This window comes from Ramlibacter sp., from assembly GCF_035548915.1.
Lineage (GTDB): Bacteria > Pseudomonadota > Gammaproteobacteria > Burkholderiales > Burkholderiaceae_C > Ramlibacter.
This window is the reverse complement of the sequence record NZ_DASZSE010000053.1, coordinates 34,942-54,253: the sequence shown is the minus strand read 5'-3', so window position 1 is coordinate 54,253 and position 19,312 is coordinate 34,942. Positions and strand designations below refer to the sequence as shown.

The window sequence follows — 19,312 nt, the reverse complement described above, 5'->3', positions numbered from 1 at the left end:
GCGGCCGATCCGGCATCTCACAGACGTGCGATGCGCCGCCGCAGCGGTGTCTCCAGGAATCGATACGTGAGCACGGACAATCCGACGATCGCGGCCGCCGCCGCCACGCCGGTCGCAGGTGCGATGGGCATGCCCCCGAAAGCCCACATGAGCAAGGGTACGTGCAGGATGTAGAGCGCATAGCTCGCATCGCCGAGGAGAACGAGCCAGGGATGCTCCAGCACCCGAGCCGCCGGGCCTTCGAGGCTTGCCGCGCCGTACACGACGAGCGCGAAGAGCGGCACGAGCGCCCAGTAGAGCCAGTGCCACCATGCAATCGCATCGCGCCAGCCCAGCAGAGCGAGCACGGCGGCCGCGCTCGCGAAGAACAGGGCCGTGTGGGTCGATGCGGCCTGCCGCGGGCCGAAGATGAACCACCGCGCCGTGGCCATGCCGGTCACGAACGAGGCCAGGTGAAAGGGCGGGAAGTAGCCGATGAACTTCTGCCCGTCGGCGCTCGTCATGTCGAACGCGTGCGGCAGCACGTGAACGATCGCGACGGAGGCGGCCAGCAGCGCCGCCGCGAGGGCGAACATCGCGCGGCGCGAGTGCCGGGCCGACCAGGCCGCGAGCGGCAGCATCGCGGCATAGAAGAACGCTTCGACCGAAAGCGACCACGCCGGCGCGTTCCACACCATCGACGCGGGGGGATACCAGGCCTGCAGCAGCGCCGGCGTGAGCACGAGCGCGGAGGCGGCCGCGTGGGATGAGACCGCGCCCGCGTTCACCTGCGTCCAGACGAAAGGCAAGGCGATCGCCAGCGCGAGGTAGTAAGCGGGAGCGAGCCGCGCCGCGCGCGCGAGCGCGAAGTCGCGCAGCCGCGTTTGGGGCGCGGCATCCTCGCGTTCGGGGCAGTACACGTAGTAGAGGACGAAGCCCGAGAGCACGAAGAAGAAGGTCACGCCCAGGTAGCCGGCCTGCAGCCAGCCGCGCAGCGGCAGCGGCAGCGCGGCGAGGTCGTGGCCCACCGCGAGGTGGAACAGCAAGACGCCCGATGCCGCGATGAAGCGAAGCGAGGTGAGCGCCGGCAGGCTGCGGCGCGGGTGGGCGGGCGTCATGCGGATGGGGATCGTAGCCCATCCGCACGCGCGGGCCGCCGGGGCTTCAGCCGCCTTCGGCTGCGTGCCTTCTGTGCGCGGGGACGCCGCCGGGCCCCGCACCCGCACCCGCACCCGCACCCGCACCCGTACCCGGATAGCCGCCCGTGGGCCAACTGCCCGCATGCTGCACGATCGTGTCCTCGGTCACCGCGGCGTCGCGCGCCTGCTGCAATTGCGCCTGCTTCTCCTGTGCCTTGTCGTACCACTTGCGCAGCATCTCCGCGGCCATCTCGCGCCCGCCCAGGCCGAACGCGAGTGCGAGGCCAAGCGCGATCGAGCCGACGATGGCGATGAAAAGCGCGTTCACGAGCTCGGTCGCGACGCCGATCTGGTGGATCGCGACCACGATCGCGAACGCCCACACGACGACCGATGCGAGCTTGGCGAGGAACTGCGCGTTGCTGAGATCGGCCTCCGCGGCCATGCCGCGCACGACGTTGCCGAAGCCCTTCGCGGCGAGCCCGCCGATCACGAGCACCACGAGCGCGACCACCACGTTCGGCAGCCACAAAAGGAGCTGCTGCAGCACTTCGGAGACGGCGGGCAGGCCGAGCGCGTCGAACGCGACGGCGAGCGCGACGAGGCGGACGAACCATTTCACGACGAGGCCGATCAGGCCCGCGGCATCGGTGGCCATGCCCATCTTCGCGACGAAGTCGGTGAGACCCGCGCGCGCCGCGAAGTCGTTGAAGCGGATGCGGCGCAGCACGGCCGTGATCGCCCGCTCGAGCACGGAGGCCACGAACCAGCCGATGAGGACGATGACGAGAAAGCCGATGATCTTCGGGATGGCCGAGAAGAAAAGGATCATCGCCGAGGCGAGCGACGTCATGAGCGCGTCGCTCCATTCGGTGATCTGGACGGGCATGCTTGCTCTCCCAACGTTGAGTGGCACTCGCCAATCGTCAACCGCTGGGGTTGGCAGGCGCGTCGGTGCGGTCGGAAGAAGCCTGTAGGAGAACGACGGCGTCACGCCGTCACTTCTGCACGTCGCCCACGCAGAGGTACTTCAGCTCCAGATACTCATCCATCCCGAAGTGCGAGCCTTCGCGCCCGAGCCCCGACTGCTTCACGCCGCCGAAGGGCACGTGCTCCGTCGCGATGATGCCGACGTTGATGCCGACCATGCCGTATTCCAGCGCTTCGCTCACGCGCGTGATGCGGCCGATGTCGCGGCTGTAGAAGTAGCTCGCGAGCCCGAACTCGGTGTCGTTCGCGGCGTCCACCGCCTCCTGCTCGGTCTTGAAGCGGAACACCGGCGCGAGCGGGCCGAACGTCTCCTCCCGCGCGCACAGCATGTCGCGCGTGGCACCCGCCACGACTGTCGGCTCGAAGAACTGGCCCTGCAGCTTTTTGCCGCCCACCACCACCTTCGCGCCCTTGCTCACGGCGTCCTGCACGTGGCGCTCCACCTTCTGCACGGCCGCGTCCTCGATGAGCGGGCCCTGCAGCACGCCTTCCTCGAAACCGTTGCCGACCTTCAGGCCTTTCACCTTCGCGGCGAATTTCTCGACGAAGGCATCGAACACGCCTTCCTGCACGTAGATGCGGTTCGCGCAGACGCAGGTCTGCCCGGCGTTGCGGTACTTGCTCGCGATCGCGCCGTCGACGGCCGAATCGATGTCGGCATCGTCGAACACGATGAAAGGCGCGTTGCCGCCGAGTTCGAGCGACAGCTTCTTCACGGTCGGCGCGCTCTGCGCCATGAGGATGCGGCCGACTTCGGTGGAACCGGTGAAGCTGATGTGCCGCACGATGTCGCTCGCGCAGAACACCTTGCCCACCGCGATGCTGTTCGCCGAATCGGCCGTGACGACGTTCAGCACGCCGGCCGGGATGCCCGCGCGCACCGCGAGCTCGGCCGCGGCGAGCGCCGTGAGCGGCGTGAGCTCGGCGGGCTTGATCACGACGGGGCAGCCGGCCGCCAGCGCGGGCGCGACCTTGCGCGTGATCATCGCGAGCGGGAAGTTCCACGGCGTGATCGCGGCGCACACGCCGATCGGCTGGCGGATCACCGTGAGCCGCCGGTTGTTGTCGAACTGGGGCAGCGTTTCGCCGTTCACGCGCTTGGCTTCCTCGGCGAACCACTCGACGAAGCTCGCGCCGTAGGCGATCTCGCCCTTGCCTTCGGCATAGGGCTTGCCCTGTTCGGCGGTGAGGATGCGGCCGAGGTCGTTCTGGTGAGCCATGAGCAGGTCGAACCACTTGCGCAGGACGATGCTGCGCTCCTTCGCGGTCTTGCCGCGCCATGCGGGCCACGCGCGGTTGGCGGCTTCGACCGCGCGTTCGGCTTCGATTTCGCCCAGGTTGGCGACGTCGGCGAGCTTCGCACCGTTGCTCGGGTCGTGCACGTCGAAGCGGGCGTCGCCGCGGACCCATTCACCGCCGATCAAGGCGTCGGTCTTCAAGAGGGAAGGGTCCTCGAGAAGGGCAAGGGGGGAAGTCTTCATGTCCATGATGCGAATCTCCGGCGAATGCCAAAGTCATACAGAGAAGAGGCGACCGGTGCGCGGGCGACCGATGCAGGCAGCCGTCTAGCATAGCGCGCCCGTCAAGACCCGCGGATGACGAGCCGAGGGTTGACGTAGAATCTGGTTGAATCAACCAATTCGCGAGGCCCGCCCATGGAAGCCGTCGGACTCTTCGAAGCCAAGACGCATCTGAGCGAGATCGTCGCTCGCGCCGAGGCGGGCGAAGAAGTCGTGATCATGCGGCACAACAAGCCCGTGGCCATGATCGTGCCTTACCTCGCGTCGCAGAACGGCCAACGCCGGGCACGCGCGAAGGCCGCGGTCAAGGCGCTTCTGAAGGCTTCGGAAGGTCGCACGCTCGGCATGGACTGGAAGGCGCTGCGCGACGAGGGCCGCGCGTGATCGACAGCCCCGAGTTCGTGCTGGACAGCTCCGTTGCGCTCGGCTGGATGTTCCGCGACGAGCGCGACCCTTACAGCGAAGCCGTGCTGCGTTCGCTCTCCGAAGGCGTCGCGGTCGTGCCGTGGCTCTGGCACAGCGAAATCGCGAACATTCTCTCGCGTGCGGTGAAGTACGGCCGCATCACGCTCGATGCCGCCTCGCACGCGCTCGACCTCGCGGCCGATCTCAGGATCGAAACCGCGAGCCTGCACGAACATGCCGGCTTCTGGATGTCGCGCGCCCTCGATTTCAGGCTCACGGCGCACGACGCCCAATACCTCGAACTCGCCCTGCGCCGCCAGCTGCCGCTCGCGACGAAAGACGACGAGCTGGCCGCCGCCGCGCAGGCCCATGGCGTGCTCCTCTATCAACCGTCCGCATCGTGACGAACCCTCCAAGACGAAAATCCCCGAGATGACCGCCCGCCCCCAGTTCACCGTCGCCGACATCCGCCAGACCTTTCTCGACTTCTTCCGGGAGAAGGGCCACACGGTCGTTGCCTCCAGCCCGCTCGTGCCCGCCAACGATCCCACGCTCATGTTCACCAACTCGGGCATGGTGCAGTTCAAGGACGTCTTCCTCGGCACCGACAGGCGCCCCTACGTGCGCGCGGCGTCCGTGCAGGCGTGCCTGCGCGCGGGCGGCAAGCACAACGACCTGGAAAACGTCGGCTACACGGCGCGCCACCACACCTTCTTCGAGATGCTGGGCAACTGGAGCTTCGGCGACTACTTCAAGAAGGAATCGATCGCCTGGGGCTGGGAACTCCTCACGAAGGTCTACGGCCTGCCGGCGGACAAGCTCTGGGCCACGGTCTACATCGACGACGACGAGGCCTACGAGATCTGGACGAAGGACATCGGCCTCTCGCCCGAACGCGTCGTGCGCATCGGCGACAACAAGGGCGCGAAGTACGCCTCCGACAATTTCTGGATGATGGCCGACACCGGGCCGTGCGGCCCGTGCTCGGAGATCTTCTACGACCACGGCCCCCACATTCCGGGCGGCCCGCCCGGCAGCCCGGATGCCGACGGCGACCGCTACATCGAGATCTGGAACCACGTGTTCATGCAGTTCGACATGCAGCCCGACGGCACCGTGAAGCGCCTGCCCGCGCCCTGCGTCGATACGGGCATGGGGCTGGAGCGGCTCGCGGCCATCCTGCAGCACGTGCACAGCAACTACGAGATCGACATCTTCAGGACGCTGATCGAAGCGGCGGCGCGCGCGACCGGCACGACGGACCTCGAAAGCCCGTCGCTGAAGGTGATCGCCGACCACATCCGCGCGACGTCCTTCCTCGTGGCCGATGGCGTGATCCCCTCCAACGAAGGCCGCGGCTACGTGCAGCGGCGCATCATCCGCCGCGCGATCCGCCACGGCTACAAGCTCGGACGGAAGGAGCCGTTCTTCCATCAGCTCGTGCCGACGCTCGTCGCGCTCATGGGCGACGCGTATCCGAACCTGAAGCAGGGCGAGCAGCGCGTGATGGAGGTGCTGAAGGCCGAGGAGGAACGCTTCTACGAAACGCTTGCCAACGGCATGGAGATTCTCGATGCGGCGCTCGACGGCGGCAGGAAGGAGCTCCCCGGCGACGTCGCCTTCAAGCTGCACGACACCTACGGCTTTCCGCTGGACCTCACCAACGACGTGTGCCGCGAACGCGGCGTGACGGTCGATGTCGCGGGCTTCGACGCCGCGATGGACCGCCAGAAGGCGCAGGCGCGCGCGGCGGGCAAGTTCAAGATGGACCGCGCGCTGGAATACACGGGCGAGGGCAACGTCTTCACGGGCTACGAGAAGCTGGAGGAAGCCGCGAAGGTCGTCGCGCTCTATGCGGAAGGGACGCCCGTCAACCAGCTCGAGGCCGGGCAGATGGGCGTGGTGGTGCTCGATACGACGCCCTTTTACGCGGAGTCGGGCGGGCAGGTCGGCGACCAGGGGATCATCGAATCGGCGGGGGCGAAGTTCGAAGTCGCCGACACGCAGAAGATCAAGGCCGACGTGTTCGGCCATCGCGGCATCGCGACCGGCGGCGTGCTGAAGGTGGGCGACGCGGTGACGGCGAAGGTCGACATGGCCCGGCGCCACGCGACGATGCGCAATCACTCCGTGACGCACCTCATGCACAAGGCGCTGCGCGAAGTGCTGGGCTCGCACGTGCAGCAGAAAGGCTCGCTCGTCGATGCCGACAAGACGCGCTTCGACTTCACGCACAACCAGCCGGTCACGCCCGAGCAGGTTCGCGAAATCGAACGGCGAGTGAACGCGGAGATTTTCGCCAACCGCGAGACGCTCGCGCGCATCATGGACATCGAGTCGGCCAAGGCCACGGGCGCGATGATGCTCTTCGGCGAGAAGTACGGCGACACGGTGCGCGTGCTGGACATCGGCACGAGCCGCGAACTGTGCGGCGGCACGCACGTGCAGCGCACGGGCGACATCGGTCTCTTCAAGATCGTGAGCGAAGGCGGCGTGGCGGCGGGCATCCGCCGCGTGGAGGCGGTCACGGGCGCGAATGCGCTCGCGTATCTGCAGTCGCTGGAGGATGCCGTGAATCGGGCCTCCGGCACGTTGAAGTCGGCGCCCGCCGAGCTGCAGTCGCGCATCGTGCAGGTGCTGGAGCAGGTGCGCACGCTCGAAAAGGAAGTCGCGGGCCTGAAGGGCAAGCTCGCTTCTTCCCAGGGCGACGAGCTCGTGAACCAGGCGGTCGACGTGAAAGGCATGAAGGTGCTTGCGGCGCGCCTCGACGGCGCGGATGCGAAGACGCTGCGCGACACGATGGACAAGCTGAAGGACAAGCTCAAGACCGCGGCCATCGTGCTCGCGGCGGTCGATGGCGGCAAGGTGCAGCTCGCCGCGGGCGTGACGGCCGACCGCATGGGCCGGGTGAAGGCGGGCGAGCTTGTGAACTTCGTCGCGCAGCAGGTGGGCGGCAAGGGCGGCGGCAAGCCCGACATGGCGATGGCGGGCGGCACGGACGCCTCGAAGCTGCCGGCGGCGCTGGAGTCGGTGCAGGGGTGGGTGGCGGAGCGAGTTTGATCGGTGCGCGGTATCGCGCACAGTGGAGCGATCTTGCTCAGCGAACGACTTTCCCCTCCGGCGTGATCGTCACGAGATCGATCGCGCGCACCGAATCGTGCACGCCCGCGCGCAGGTTGATGCGAAAGCCGCCCACGTCGTAGTCCGTCATCGCGGCCATGGCCCGCTGCAGGCTCGCCTTGTCGAGGTTCTTGCCGGCGCGGTGCACCGCTTCGGACAGCGTCTTGGCCGCGATGAAGCCTTCGAGGCTTTCGTACGAGGGCGTCTGGTCGGAGGTGTCGATGGCCGCGAGGTATTCCTTCACGATCGGGATGGCCGACTGCTTGGGCGAGGGCACGACCTGCGAGATGACGACGCCGCCGATGTCCTTGCCGAGCGCGGAAAAAAGCGGGTCGATGCCGACCACCGAGAAGTTCATGAACGCGCCCGCGTAGCCGGTCTTGCGCATCTTGCGGATGAAGGCCGCGGTCGTGTTGAAGAGCGACACCTGGATCACCGCCTGCGGGTTGGCCTTCAGCAGCGAGGCCACCGCGCCGTCGACCTTGTCGCTGTTGACGGGCACGAAGGCGACGCCCACGAGCGGCGAAAGCTTCTGTTCGGCGAGCGCCTGCTGCACCGCCGCGAGGCCGGCCTTGCCCATCGCGTCGTCTTCGGCGACCACCGCCATGCGCGTCTGGCCGAGCGTCGCGCAGTGCCGCACCATCTTGAACGCCTCGTCGGCGAGGCTCGGCCGCACGTGGAAGACGTTGGGGTGGGCCGCGTTGCGCAGCGCGTCGGAGGCGGCGAAGGGCGCGAAGAAGATCGCGCCTTCCTTCACGGCGACTTCGGCCCCGGCATCGCTGCTGGCCGTGCCGACGAAGCCGAAGAGGACGTCCGCGCCTTCGTCGAGCAGCTTCTTCGCGTTGGCCGCGGCCTTCTGCGCGCTGTAGCCGTCGTCGAGCTGGCGCAGCTCGAAGGTCCAGCCGGGGTTGGTCTTGCGCGAATTGAACGCGTCGAAATACAGCTTCGCGCCGCCCGCGAACGCGAGCCCGATCTGGTCGGCGGCGCCCGTGAGCGGCACCGATTGTCCGACCACGATCTTGCGCGTCTTGCCGCCGCCCTGCGCGAACGCGCCGCCCCAGCCTGCCGCCAGCGCCGCGGCCATGCCGCCCAGCACCTGCCTGCGTCTTGCGTTCACCCTACGCCTCGTCATCGCACACTCTCCTTCTCGCGTGACTGACGATAACCCAGCCAAAGGGTGCCCACAATGAGGGAATTTCGGGACTGCATGCGAGGTCCGCATGGGCCGATGCCGGCGTCTCAGGTCTTGCGGAACACCACGTCCCACACGCCATGACCCAGCCGGATGCCCCGCTGCTCGAACTTGGTGAGCGGCCGGTAGTGCGGCCGCGGCGCATAGCCGGGCTGCGTGTTGTGCAGGTGCGGCTGCGCACCGAGCACGTGCAGCATCTGCGAGGCGTAGTCTTCCCAATCGGTCGAGCAATGCACGTAGCCGCCGCGCTGCAGGCGCGCGGCGAGCACCGCCGCGAACGGCGGCTGGATCAGCCGGCGCTTGTGGTGGCGCAGCTTGTGCCACGGATCGGGAAAGAAGATGTGCACGCCCGCGAGCGAATCGGGCGGCACCATGTGCTCCAGCACGTCGACGGCGTCGTGCTGCACGATGCGGACGTTGCGCAGGTCCTGCTCGCCGATGCGCCTGAGCAGCGCGCCCACGCCCGGCGAATGCACCTCGCAGCAAAGGAAGTTCTTCTGCGGCATGAGCGCGGCGATGTGCGCGGTGGCCTCGCCCATGCCGAAGCCGATTTCGAGGATGACGGGCGCTTCGCGCTCGAAGACCCGCGCGAAGTCGAGCGGCTGCGGCGCGTAGGCAATCGAGAATCGCGGCCCGAGCGATTGCAGCGCGCGCGCCTGTCCGGCCGTGGTGCGGCCCGTGCGCAGCACGAAGCTGCGGATCGCCCGGGAGTGGGGCGCGCTCTGCGGCGCGTTCGGGTCTTCGTCGGTCATGCCGGAATTGTCCACGCTCCCGCCGCGCGTTCCAGCCATTCGGCCGCGCTTGCCGCGGGCACTTCGATGCCGAGCACGCGTCCCGCTTCACGCAAGGTCCGCAGCGGCTCGGAGACGTCGGCCGCCTGCGCGCCGTTTTGCTTCGAGAGCTTCTCGCCATCGGGCGCGAGCACGAGCGGGGTGTGCAGGTACTCGGGCGTCGCCACGCCAAGCGCCTGCTGCAACTGGATCTGCCGCGCGGTGTTGTCCGCGAGGTCCATGCCTCGAACGACGTGCGTGATGCCCTGGTCCGCGTCGTCGACGACCACCGCGAGCTGGTAGGCGAAGCAGCCGTCGGCGCGCTTCAGCACGAAGTCGCCGACCTCCCGCGCAACGTCTTGCTGCTGCTCACCGAGGCGGCGGTCTTGCCAGCGGGTCACGCCGTCGCGCACGCGAAATCGCCAGGCGCGCGGTTCGCGGCCCTGCAGGCCGCCGCGGCAGGTGCCGGGGTAGACGAGCTCTTCGTTGCGGCCTCGCGTGCGGCCGAGCGCCGCGAGCGCGCGTTCGATGTCCTTGCGCGAACAGGCGCAGGGGTAGGCGCTTCCCGCTGAAACGAGGCGCTGCAATGCGGCTTCGTACAAGGCCGTGCGCTGGGACTGCCACACGGGGGCTTCGTCGCTCACGAGGCCGCATGCCGCGAGCTGCGCGAGGATCGTGCGGGCCGCGCCGGGCACCGAGCGCGGCACGTCGACGTCTTCGATGCGGACGATCCACGTGCCGCCGTGAGCGCGTGCGTCGAGGAAGGAGGCGAGGGCCGCGACGAAGGAGCCGGCGTGAAGCGGGCCGGTGGGGGAGGGGGCGAAGCGGCCGCGATAAGTCGCGCGATTGGGGCCGCGATCAAGGCCGCGATCAAGGCCGCGATCAAGGCCGCGATAAGGCGCGCCAGAGCGGCTCGCGATGCCCCCACCCCCGGAAGCGCTCATGAAGGCTCCCGGTGCCGCGCAAGCAGCGCCTCGCGCGTCGCCGGGCTTTCGAGCTGCTTCAGCCACCACTGCAGGCCGCGTCCGCTCGTGCCGGTCGCCACGCGCCACGCGTAACTCAGGCGCACGTTGCGCGTCGGCCGTTCGACGCGCTTCACGACGAGCCGGCCCGTCTCCACGTAGGGGCGCGCCATCGGCTGCGGCAGGAAGCCGCCGCCCATGCCGCGCAGCTGCGCATCGAGCTTCGCGCGCATCGTGGGCACGGTGAACACGTCCTGCCCCGCGAGCAGGCCACGCGTGATCGGCGTGCCGCGCGAAGTGGAGTCCGCCGCGACGACTTGCCGGTGAAGCCGCAGCACTTCGTCCTTCAAGGGCTCCTTTGCGGCGGCAAGCGGATGATGCGGCGCCACCGCGTAGACGAAGGGCAGCTCGCCGAGCAGGTGACTGTGCACGCCCGGCGTGTTGCCGGGCTCGGCCACGACACCGAGCGCGAGGTCGGCCTCGCCCGAGATGAGCGCATCGAGCGTGCCCGAGAGCGTCTCGTCGCGCAGCCGCAATCGCGTGGTGGGCGCGAGGTCGCAGAAGGCCTGCGCGAGCTCCATCACGGTGGAGCAGGAGATGACCGTGTCCACCGCGATCGTGAGCTGCGCCTCCCACCCGGTGGCCACGCGCTTCACGCGATGCGCGACCGCATCGATCTCCCGCAGCAGCTGTTCGCCCGAACGCAGCAATTCGCCGCCGGCCGCCGTGAGCTTCGCCTGGCGCGAGCTGCGGTCGAAAAGCAGCACGTCGAGCGCGTCCTCGATCTGGCGCACGCGGTACGTGACGGCGCTCGGCACCAGGCCGAGCTCGCGCGCCGCGGCCGCGAAGCTGCCGGTGCGCGCCACGGCCTGCAGCAGCCCGAGCGCGTCGGGCGTGAGCGCCTCGCGGTGAGTTTGCATGGTCGCGGCTTGCACGTTCAAACGAATTGAATGATGCCATCAAAGCCGCGCCGCTGTCGGCGTTCGTGCGCGGCCCAAAATCGGCGGTATCGAAAGGAGCGCAACATGCTCGCCATCCGCAAGTCCCAGGACCGCGGCCACGCCGACCACGGCTGGCTCAAGTCCTTCCACAGTTTCTCTTTCGCCGGCTACTACGACCCCGAGCACATGGGCTGGGGGAACCTGCGCGTCATCAACGAGGACCGCATCGCGCCGGGCACCGGCTTCGGCACGCACGGCCACCGCGACATGGAAATCGTGAGCTACGTGCTCGCGGGCGAACTCGCGCACAAGGACACGATGGGCAACGTGAAGGGCATTCCGCCCGGGGACGTGCAGCGCATGAGCGCGGGCCGGGGCGTGATGCACAGCGAGTTCAACCATGCGAAGGACGAGACCACGCATTTCCTGCAGATCTGGATCGAGCCGAACGTAACGGGGATCGAACCCAGCTACGAACAGAAACGGTTCGACGATGCCGAAAAGCGCGGCACGCTGCGGCTCGTGGCGTCGCCCGACGCGGCCGAAGGCTCCGTCCTCATCCATGCCGATGCGCGTATCTACGCGGGGCTTTTCGACGGCGGCGAATCCGCCGAGCTGCGGATCGCGCCCGGGCGCAAGGCGTACGTGCATCTCATCCGCGGCGAGCTCGACGTGAACGGCAAGCATCTCGCGGCCGGCGACGCCGCCATGCTCGACAACGAATCGCGCGTGACCGTGTCCAACGGAAAGCAGGCCGAGGTCCTGGCGTTCGATCTCGCCGCGCAGTGAACTCATCGAAATCCGACAGGAGCAAACCATGAACTCGACCAGCACAACCCTCACCCGTCCGCGCGGTTTCTTCGGCGCCGACGAGCCGTTCGCCTCCGGCGAACTCACCGCGGCGCAGAACTGGCTGGCCCTCGCCGGCCGGCTTCTCATCGCCTACATGTTCATCCCCGCCGGCTGGGGCAAGCTCGTCGGCTTCGCGGGCACCGCGGGCTACATCGCATCCAAGGGCGTGCCGCTGCCCGAGGTGTGCGCGGCGATCGCGATCTTCTGCGAGCTCGGGCTCGGGCTTCTCATGCTCTTCGGATGGAAGGCGCGCTGGGCGGCGCTGGGTCTGGCGGTCTTCGTCGCCGTGATCACGCCCGTGTTCCACAACTACTGGGCCGCGCCCGAGGCGCAGGCGGCGATGCAGAAGATCAACTTCGACAAGAACCTCGCGATCATGGGCGGCCTTCTTGCGCTCGCCGCGTTCGGGCCCGGCTTCCTGAGCGTCGACGGGCAGCGCCGCAGGGGCTGAGCGCGGAAGGCTCCGGTACGATCAGGGGATGCGCGCCATCCCCGACATCGTCGTCGTCTACCACTCCGGCTACGGCCACACCCAGCGCATGGCGCAGGCGGTGGCCGACGGGGCGCAGGCGCGGCTTCTCGCGATCGATGCCGAGGGGAACCTCCCGCCCGAGGGGTGGGAGCTGCTCAAGGCGGCCGACGCCATCATCTTCGGCTCGCCCACTTACATGGGCAGCGTGAGCTGGCAGTTCAAGAAATTCGCGGATGCTTCCTCCAGGCCGTTCTATGCGTACGAATGGAAGGACAAGGTGGCCGCGGGCTTCACCAACAGCGGCGCGATGGCGGGCGACAAGTTCAACACGATCGTCGCGCTCTTCACGCTGGCGATGCAGCATGGGATGGTCTGGGTGGGGCTCGGGCTCATGCCGAGCAACCTGCGCACGGCGCGGCGCGACGACGTGAACTACGTGGGCGGCTACGCGGGCGCGATGTCGCAGTCGCCGGTGGACGCGAGCGCCGAGGCGATGTCCTCGGGCGATCTCGAGACCGGGCGCCTGCTGGGCGAACGCGTGGCGGCGGTCGCCTCGCGAATGAAAGGCTGATGCGCATGGACGAGCTGCTGCGCCTGCAAGGGCACGAGAAGGACCTGGGTGGCGGCTTCGTCGTTCGCCGCGTGCTGCCGGCCGCGCAGCGCCGCAGCGTGGGGCCCTTCATCTTCTTCGATCACTTCGGGCCGGTGACGCAAGAGCCCGGCACCGACCACGACGTGCGGCCGCATCCGCACATCGGCCTTGCGACGGTCACGTATCTCTTCGAAGGCGCGATGATGCATCGCGATTCGCTCGGGAGCGAGCAGCGCATCGAGCCGGGCGCGATCAACTGGATGACCGCGGGCCGCGGCATCGTGCATTCGGAACGCCGCCCCGACGACCTGCGCGCGCGCTCGTACGTCAATCACGGGCTGCAGCTGTGGACGGCGCTGCCGCTCGCGCACGAGGAAGACGAGCCGTCGTTCTCGCACACGCCCGCGGCCGCTATTCCCGTGGTGGCGGTGGGCGACGCGCAAGTCCGCGTCCTGGTGGGAGAGGCCTTCGGCGTGCGCTCGCCCGTGCCGGCGATCGGCCCCACGCTGTACCTCGACGTCGCGCTGCCCGCGGGCGGCGCGATGCATCTGCCCGCGCTCGCGGCGGAGATGGCCGTCTACAGCGTCGACGGCCGCGTGCATGCGGGCGAGGGCGCGCTCGAGCCGCGCGTGATGGGTGTGCTGCCGGCGGGGCAAGCCGTGGTGCTGCATGCCCCCGCCGGTGCGCGCCTCGTCGTGATCGGCGGCGCACCGCTCGATGCGCCGCGGCACATGTGGTGGAACTTCGTTTCCAGCCGCAAGGAGCGCATCGTGGCCGCGAGCGAGGATTGGCAGGCGCAACGCATGGGCCACGTCGCGGGCGAGACCGAATTCATCGCGCTGCCGCCCACCCGCTTCACGCCCCCCGAGCCGCTCTCCTGAATCGGGCCGACCTGAATCGGGTCGAGCTGTTGCCCGCCCGCGTTCGAACCGCTAAATTCGGTCGCACAAGACCAAGGAGCGCGCAAGCGCCGAATAACAACGTGTCGTGGGTCTGCCTGATAGGGGTGCTGCTGTGGTTTCCACTCGCTGCATGGGCCGACGCGCCCGTGATGCAGCTTTCGCCCTCCGTGCCGCAGCAGCCGCTGGCCGAGGCGATGTCCGTCGCCATCCTGCCGATTTCACAAGCTGTTGCGCAAGCGGCCGATCCCGATGCCCTGTGGAACGCGCCCGTCGCGATCACGACCGACTGGAGCGCCAATCGCTGGGAGGTGCGGCCCGGCGAGCGCGTCGTGGGCCGCATCGTGCTGCAGTCGGCGCGCCAGAGCGACGTGTGGGTGGTCGAGGCATCCGACGCCACCGTCGACCGCGTGCAGCTGTGGTATCGCGAAGCGGGCAAGCCCTGGCGCAGCGCCGAGGCGGGCGACCGCGTGCCGCTTGCGCGATGGCCCTTTTTCGGGCAGTTCCCCGCGTTTGCCCTCACGCTCACCGAGGCGCCGCTTCAGGTGATGGTCGTCGTGGAGAACGCGCAGCCCGAGGCGGTGCCGATCTGGCTGCGCACCGAGAGTGCCTTCGTGCAGGCGCGGCTGCTGCAGGCGAACTTCGCCGGCATCGCGATGGGCCTCGGGCTGATGGGCGCCGTCATGTGCCTCGTCGCGGCCATCACGTACCGCCGCCGCGCGAGCTGGATGCTCTTTGCGTATGCGACGTGGTCGCTTGCGACGGTCGCCTGCAACACCGGCTACACGGCCATCTGGTTCACGCCGCAGTGGCCGCAATTCAACGACGCAAGCAAGGACTTCACGCTGGTCGTGATGGGAGCGCTCCTTGTCACGCTCATCGCCGAATCGCTGGATCGGCTCGATGCGCTCGCGATCAAGCGCTGGGCGGTGATCGTGACCCTCCTGGCCGGCCTCGGCTATGCCTTCGTCCACGTCCTCGCGCTGCCCGGCTCGCTCAGGCCGCTCGTGCTCGCGTACTGGGAGACCCTCTGCTTTCTCGCGGGTGCGATCCTGTGCCTCGTGAGCTGGCTGAGGGGTGGGCGCTATCTCGTGCTGCCCGCGGCTGCCGTGGTGCTCTTCGGTGTGGCGATGGCGCTGCAGTACGACGCGTTCGATCTGAGCTCGGGGTTCGACGCGACGTCGCTCGCGGCGTCGCTTGCGCTTTTCGCGAGCGCGCAGGTCCTGAGGCACGGGGTCTTCATCCGCGAGCGGTACGGGCGCGACGTCCTCGGGCGGGCCGCGATCGCGGCCAACCGCGATCCGCTCACGGCGCTGCTTTCGTACCCGGGCCTGCAGCATGCCTACGAGTCGGCGAGGCTGAAGGAGGGCGCGGGGCGCGGGCCGGTTGCGCTCGTGGTGTTCTCGCTGCCGAGGTTCGACGACTGCAGCATCGATCACGGCTTCGTGCTCACCGAACGCGCGGTGGTGCGTTTCGCCGCGGCGCTGCAGCAGGTGCTCGGCAATGACTGGGCGATCGGGCGCCTTTCGAAGACGCGCTTCGCGGCGCTGGCCAACACGCGCGGCAGCCAGGACGAGCTGGTGCAGTGCGCCACGCGCATCCTGAGCCAGTGCGCGCGGATCGACGATACGCTGTCGCCGGTCAACGATTTCGATCTGCGCATCGTGTGCGCGATTCGCGGCAAGGCCGTGCCGTTTCGTGACGTATTGCGCGAAATGGAGGAGGCGGCGCAGGCGATGGAAGGCAACAAGCGGATCGCGACGGTGTGAGGGCGCGTGCCGCGGGCGCGCGCCGCGGCGGCGCGGGTGCGGCTGTGCGGGTGCGGGTGCGGGTGCGGGTGCGCGGGTGCGGGTGCGGGTGCGGCTGCCGGGTCTTGTCGCCTCCGCGGCCGGCGTCATCGCCCCAGCCTCGTCATTCCCGCGCGGGCGGGAATCCAGGGCGCCCCACAACACAACGCCTTGGATTCCCCCCTTCGCGGAAATGACGAAGGCGAATCACGCGCTCGTAAAATCCCACCATGTTCGTCCACCTGCGCCTGCACACCGAATTCTCCGTCGTCGACGGCACCAACCGCATCGAGGAAATCGTGAAGGCCGCGGCGAAAGACGGCCAGCCGGCGCTCGCCATCACCGACCTCGGCAACCTCTTCGGTGCCATCAAGTTCTATCGTGAAGCGCGCGGCGCGGGCGTGAAGCCGGTGATCGGCTGCGAGGTGCCCGTGCAGGGCTTCGGCAAGGACCCCGCGCACATCTCGCGCGTGCTGCTGCTCGTGCAGAACCGCCAGGGCTACCTCAACCTGTGCGAACTCCTCGCGCGCGCCTGGACCCTGAACGTCGTGAAAGCACAGGCCGTCTGCAAGGCCGAGTGGCTGCACGAACTGGGCGAAGGCCTGATCCTGCTCGCGGGCGCGCAGGCGGGCCCGGTCGGAGAAGCCCTGCTGCAGGCCGACGAGGCACGCGCGGCCGAAGTCGCCCTGCGCCTTGCCAGCATGTTCCCGCACCGGTGCTACCTCGAAGTGCAGCGCGCCGGCCGCCACGAGGACGAAGCCCACGTGGCCGCGACGGTGCAGCTCGCCGCGCGCCTGAAGCTGCCGGTGGTCGCGACGCACCCCGTGCAGTTCACGACCGAGGACGACTACGAAGCGCACGAGGCGCGCGTGTGCATCGCCGAAGGCGAGATCCTCGGCAACTCGCGCCGCGTGCGCCGCTTCACGCGCGAGCAATGGTTCAAGCCGGCCGCGAGCGTGCAGGCGCTCTTCGCGGACATCCCCTCGGCCATCGCGAACACCGTGGAGATCGCCAAGCGCTGCAATCTCGTGCTGGACCTCGGCAAGCCGCGCCTGCCCGACTTCCCCACGCCCAACGCGATGCCGATCGAGGAGTACTTCCGATACGCCTCGCACGAAGGGCTGAAGGACCGCCTGCTGCATCTCTTTGCCGACCCCGCGCAGCGCGAACGGGAGCGGCCGCGCTACGAGGAACGGCTCGAGTTCGAAATCGCGACCATCCTGAAGATGGGCTTTCCCGGCTACTTCCTGATCGTGGGCGACTTCATCAACTGGGCGAAGAACAACGGCTGCCCCGTGGGACCCGGGCGCGGCTCGGGCGCGGGCTCGCTCGTGGCCTACGCGCTGAAGATCACCGACCTCGACCCGCTCGCGTACAACCTGCTCTTCGAGCGCTTCCTGAACCCCGAGCGCGTGTCGATGCCCGACTTCGACATCGACTTCTGCCAGGGCAACCGCGACCGCGTGATCGAATACGTGAAGGAAAAGTACGGGCGCGACGCGGTGAGCCAGATCGCCACCTTCGGCACCATGGCCGCGCGTGCGGCCGTGCGCGACGTGGGACGCGTGCTCGACATGAGCTACACGTTCTGCGACGGCATCAGCAAGCTGATCCCGAACAAGCCGGGCACGCACATCACCATCGCCGATGCGCTTGCGCAGGAGCCGCAGCTCGCCGAGCGCTACCAGAAGGAAGACGAAGTCCGCACCCTTCTCGATCTCGCGCAGAAGCTCGAAGGGCTCACGCGCAACGTCGGCATGCACGCGGGCGGCGTCCTCATCGCGCCGGGCAAGCTCACCGACTTCACGCCGCTTTACCAGCAGCCCGGCAGCGACTCCGCGGTGTCGCAGTACGACAAGGACGACGTGGAGGCGGCCGGTCTCGTGAAGTTCGACTTCCTGGGGCTTGCGACGCTCACCATCCTCGAGCTCGCGAAGGACTTCATCCGCGCGCGCCACAAGGGGCAGGAAGACTTCGCGTTCGAGCGCGTCGCGCTCGACGATCCGCACACCTACCGGCTCTTCACCGACGGCAAGACCGAAGCGGTGTTCCAGTTCGAATCGCGCGGGATGCAGGGCATGCTGCGCGACGCGAAGCCCACGCGCCTGGAGGACCTGATCGCGCTGAACGCGATGTTCCGCCCCGGCCCGATGGAGAACATCCCGAGCTTTTGCGCGCGCAAGAACGGCCGCGAGGAAGTCGCGTATCCGCACCCGCTGCTGGAAGGCGTGCTGCGCGAAACCTACGGGATCATCGTCTACCAGGAGCAGGTGATGCAGGCCGCGCAGATCCTGGGCGGCTATTCGCTCGGCGGCGCGGACTTGCTGCGCCGCGCCATGGGCAAGAAGAAGCCCGAGGAGATGGCGCGGCACCGTGAGATTTTCCGGGAAGGCGCGGCCAGGAACGGCATCGACCCCGGCAAGGCCGACGAAATCTTCGACCTGATGGAGAAGTTCGCGGGCTACGGCTTCAACAAGTCGCATGCGGCCGCGTACTCGCTGCTCGCGTATCACACGGCCTGGCTGAAGGTCCACTACACCGCCGAGTTCTACTGCGCGAACATGACGGTGGAGCTGGACAACACCGACAAGCTGAAGGTGCTGTTCGAGGACGCCTGCAAGAACTTCGGGCTCGCGTTCGAGCCGCCCGACGTGAACCGCGGCGTCTACCGCTTCGAGCCCGTGAGCGACAAGGTGATCCGCTACGGGCTGGGCGCGATCAAGGGCACGGGCCACCTCGCGATCGATGCCATCGTGAACGCGCGGCAGGAAGGTGGCGCGTTCACTTCCCTTTACGACTTCTGCTGCCGCGTGGACCGCACGCGCATCAACAAGCGCACGGTGGAGGCGCTCATCAAGGCGGGCGCGTTCGATTCGCTCGATCGCAATCGCGCGTCGCTCGTGGCCTCGATCGATCGCGCATTCGATTTCGCGAACACGATGGAGGCGAACGCGCTGCAAGGCGGCCTCTTCGACATGGCGGATTCGCATGCGGCGAGCACGCAGGAGCCGGACCTCGTGGAGGCGACGCCCTGGGGCGTGAAGGAGCGGCTCGGCTTCGAGAAGACGGCGCTTGGCTTCTATCTGTCGGGCCATCTCTTCGACGAGGTCGCGCTCGAGGTGCGGCGCTTCGTGAAGCGCCGCATCGACGAGCTCGTGGACACGCGCGAGCCGCTCGTGCTGGCCGGCATCGTGAGCGACTGGCGCGTGATCAACGGCCAGCGCGGCAGGCTCGCGCTCTTCAAGCTCGACGACAAGACGGACATGATCGAAGCGGCGGCCGACGAGTCGGTGTTCGGTGCCCACAAGCACTGGCTGAAGGACGACGAGCTGGTCGTCGTGCAGGGCAAGCTGCAGCCCGATCGCTTCTCGGGCGGCTTCCGGCTGAACGTGAACAGCATCTGGGACCTCGCGACGGCGCGCTGCCGCTTCGGCAAGTATCTGCGTGTCGCGGTGAACGGCGTGGCGCCGGACGTGCAGCGGCTGGTGCGGGAGTTTCCGCCGAAGCGCGAGATGTCGGAGCAGGGCGAGCTCGTGCGGGGGCTGCCGGTGCGCATGTATGTGCAGCGCGATGCGGCCACGGTGGAGCTGCAGCTCGGCGAGCAGGCGAAGTTCTTTCCGAGCGATGCGGCGCTCGCGAGCTGGATGGCGCAGGCCGACCGCGGCGCGGCGCAGGTCGTGTACGAGTGAGCC

General features: G+C 68.4%; 16 protein-coding genes. 9 read left to right on the top strand and 7 right to left on the bottom strand.

The annotated features are described in order from the left end of the window. Positions 1-17: 17 nt before the first annotated feature. From VHA82_RS23905 to VHA82_RS23895, 3 genes are all read right to left on the bottom strand, one after another. Positions 18-1,097 (bottom strand): acyltransferase, encoded by a 1,080-nt coding sequence (locus VHA82_RS23905; protein ID WP_325547919.1) that lies wholly within the window; start codon positions 1,095-1,097, stop codon positions 18-20. Positions 1,098-1,143: 46 nt separating this feature from the next. Continuing rightward, positions 1,144-2,007 carry a mechanosensitive ion channel family protein gene (locus VHA82_RS23900; protein ID WP_325547917.1) on the bottom strand — a complete coding sequence of 288 codons (864 nt, stop codon included), beginning with the start codon at positions 2,005-2,007 and terminating at the stop codon, positions 1,144-1,146. 109 nt (positions 2,008-2,116) lie between these two features. Then, positions 2,117-3,595 carry an NAD-dependent succinate-semialdehyde dehydrogenase gene (locus VHA82_RS23895; protein WP_325547915.1) on the bottom strand — a complete coding sequence of 493 codons (1,479 nt, stop codon included), beginning with the start codon at positions 3,593-3,595 and terminating at the stop codon, positions 2,117-2,119. A 168-nt stretch (positions 3,596-3,763) separates the two neighbouring features. On the opposite strand from VHA82_RS23895, the gene VHA82_RS23890 reads away from it, so the two are divergent. The 3 genes from VHA82_RS23890 to alaS are packed head-to-tail and all read left to right on the top strand — an operon-like array spanning position 3,764 to position 7,093. After that, positions 3,764-4,012, top strand: coding sequence for a type II toxin-antitoxin system prevent-host-death family antitoxin (locus VHA82_RS23890; protein WP_325547913.1), 249 nt, complete (start codon positions 3,764-3,766; stop codon positions 4,010-4,012). Further along, the gene (locus VHA82_RS23885; RefSeq protein ID WP_325547910.1) at positions 4,009-4,437 is read left to right on the top strand and encodes a type II toxin-antitoxin system VapC family toxin; all 429 of its coding nucleotides are present in this window, start codon (positions 4,009-4,011) and stop codon (positions 4,435-4,437) included. Before VHA82_RS23890 ends, VHA82_RS23885 begins: the two co-directional genes overlap by 4 nt. Before the next feature lie 28 nt (positions 4,438-4,465). Further along, a complete protein-coding gene (gene alaS / locus VHA82_RS23880; protein WP_325547907.1) occupies positions 4,466-7,093 on the top strand; it encodes an alanine--tRNA ligase in 2,628 nt (875 codons plus the stop codon). 37 nt (positions 7,094-7,130) lie between these two features. On the opposite strand, the gene VHA82_RS23875 is transcribed toward alaS, so the two are convergent. The 4 genes from VHA82_RS23875 to VHA82_RS23860 form a co-directional block, all read right to left on the bottom strand. Further along, complete coding sequence (locus tag VHA82_RS23875) at positions 7,131-8,285, bottom strand: ABC transporter substrate-binding protein (RefSeq protein WP_414708694.1); 1,155 nt, start codon at positions 8,283-8,285, stop codon at positions 7,131-7,133. A 107-nt stretch (positions 8,286-8,392) separates the two neighbouring features. Continuing rightward, the gene (trmB, locus tag VHA82_RS23870) at positions 8,393-9,097 is read right to left on the bottom strand and encodes a tRNA (guanosine(46)-N7)-methyltransferase TrmB (RefSeq protein WP_325547905.1); all 705 of its coding nucleotides are present in this window, start codon (positions 9,095-9,097) and stop codon (positions 8,393-8,395) included. Further along, positions 9,094-10,059, bottom strand: a complete 966-nt coding sequence (gluQRS, locus tag VHA82_RS23865; RefSeq protein ID WP_325547902.1) for a tRNA glutamyl-Q(34) synthetase GluQRS — start codon at positions 10,057-10,059, stop codon at positions 9,094-9,096. Before gluQRS ends, trmB begins: the two co-directional genes overlap by 4 nt. Then, a complete protein-coding gene (locus VHA82_RS23860; protein WP_325547900.1) occupies positions 10,056-10,997 on the bottom strand; it encodes a LysR family transcriptional regulator in 942 nt (313 codons plus the stop codon). The genes gluQRS and VHA82_RS23860 overlap by 4 nt, the downstream gene beginning before the upstream one ends. Before the next feature lie 105 nt (positions 10,998-11,102). Here VHA82_RS23860 and VHA82_RS23855 point away from each other — a divergent pair, with 105 nt between their 5' ends. From VHA82_RS23855 to dnaE, 6 genes are all read left to right on the top strand, one after another. Next, a complete protein-coding gene (locus VHA82_RS23855; protein WP_325547898.1) occupies positions 11,103-11,807 on the top strand; it encodes a pirin family protein in 705 nt (234 codons plus the stop codon). 28 nt (positions 11,808-11,835) lie between these two features. Next, a complete protein-coding gene (locus VHA82_RS23850) occupies positions 11,836-12,321 on the top strand; it encodes a DoxX family protein (protein WP_325547896.1) in 486 nt (161 codons plus the stop codon). Between the two features lie 37 nt (positions 12,322-12,358). Beyond that, a complete protein-coding gene (locus VHA82_RS23845) occupies positions 12,359-12,913 on the top strand; it encodes a flavodoxin family protein (RefSeq protein WP_325548006.1) in 555 nt (184 codons plus the stop codon). A gap of 5 nt (positions 12,914-12,918) precedes the next feature. Then, complete coding sequence (locus VHA82_RS23840) at positions 12,919-13,815, top strand: pirin family protein (protein ID WP_325547894.1); 897 nt, start codon at positions 12,919-12,921, stop codon at positions 13,813-13,815. A gap of 101 nt (positions 13,816-13,916) precedes the next feature. Further along, a complete protein-coding gene (locus VHA82_RS23835) occupies positions 13,917-15,602 on the top strand; it encodes a 7TM-DISM domain-containing protein (RefSeq protein ID WP_325547891.1) in 1,686 nt (561 codons plus the stop codon). Between the two features lie 248 nt (positions 15,603-15,850). Then, a complete protein-coding gene (gene dnaE / locus VHA82_RS23830; protein ID WP_325547888.1) occupies positions 15,851-19,309 on the top strand; it encodes a DNA polymerase III subunit alpha in 3,459 nt (1,152 codons plus the stop codon). Positions 19,310-19,312: the final 3 nt, after the last annotated feature.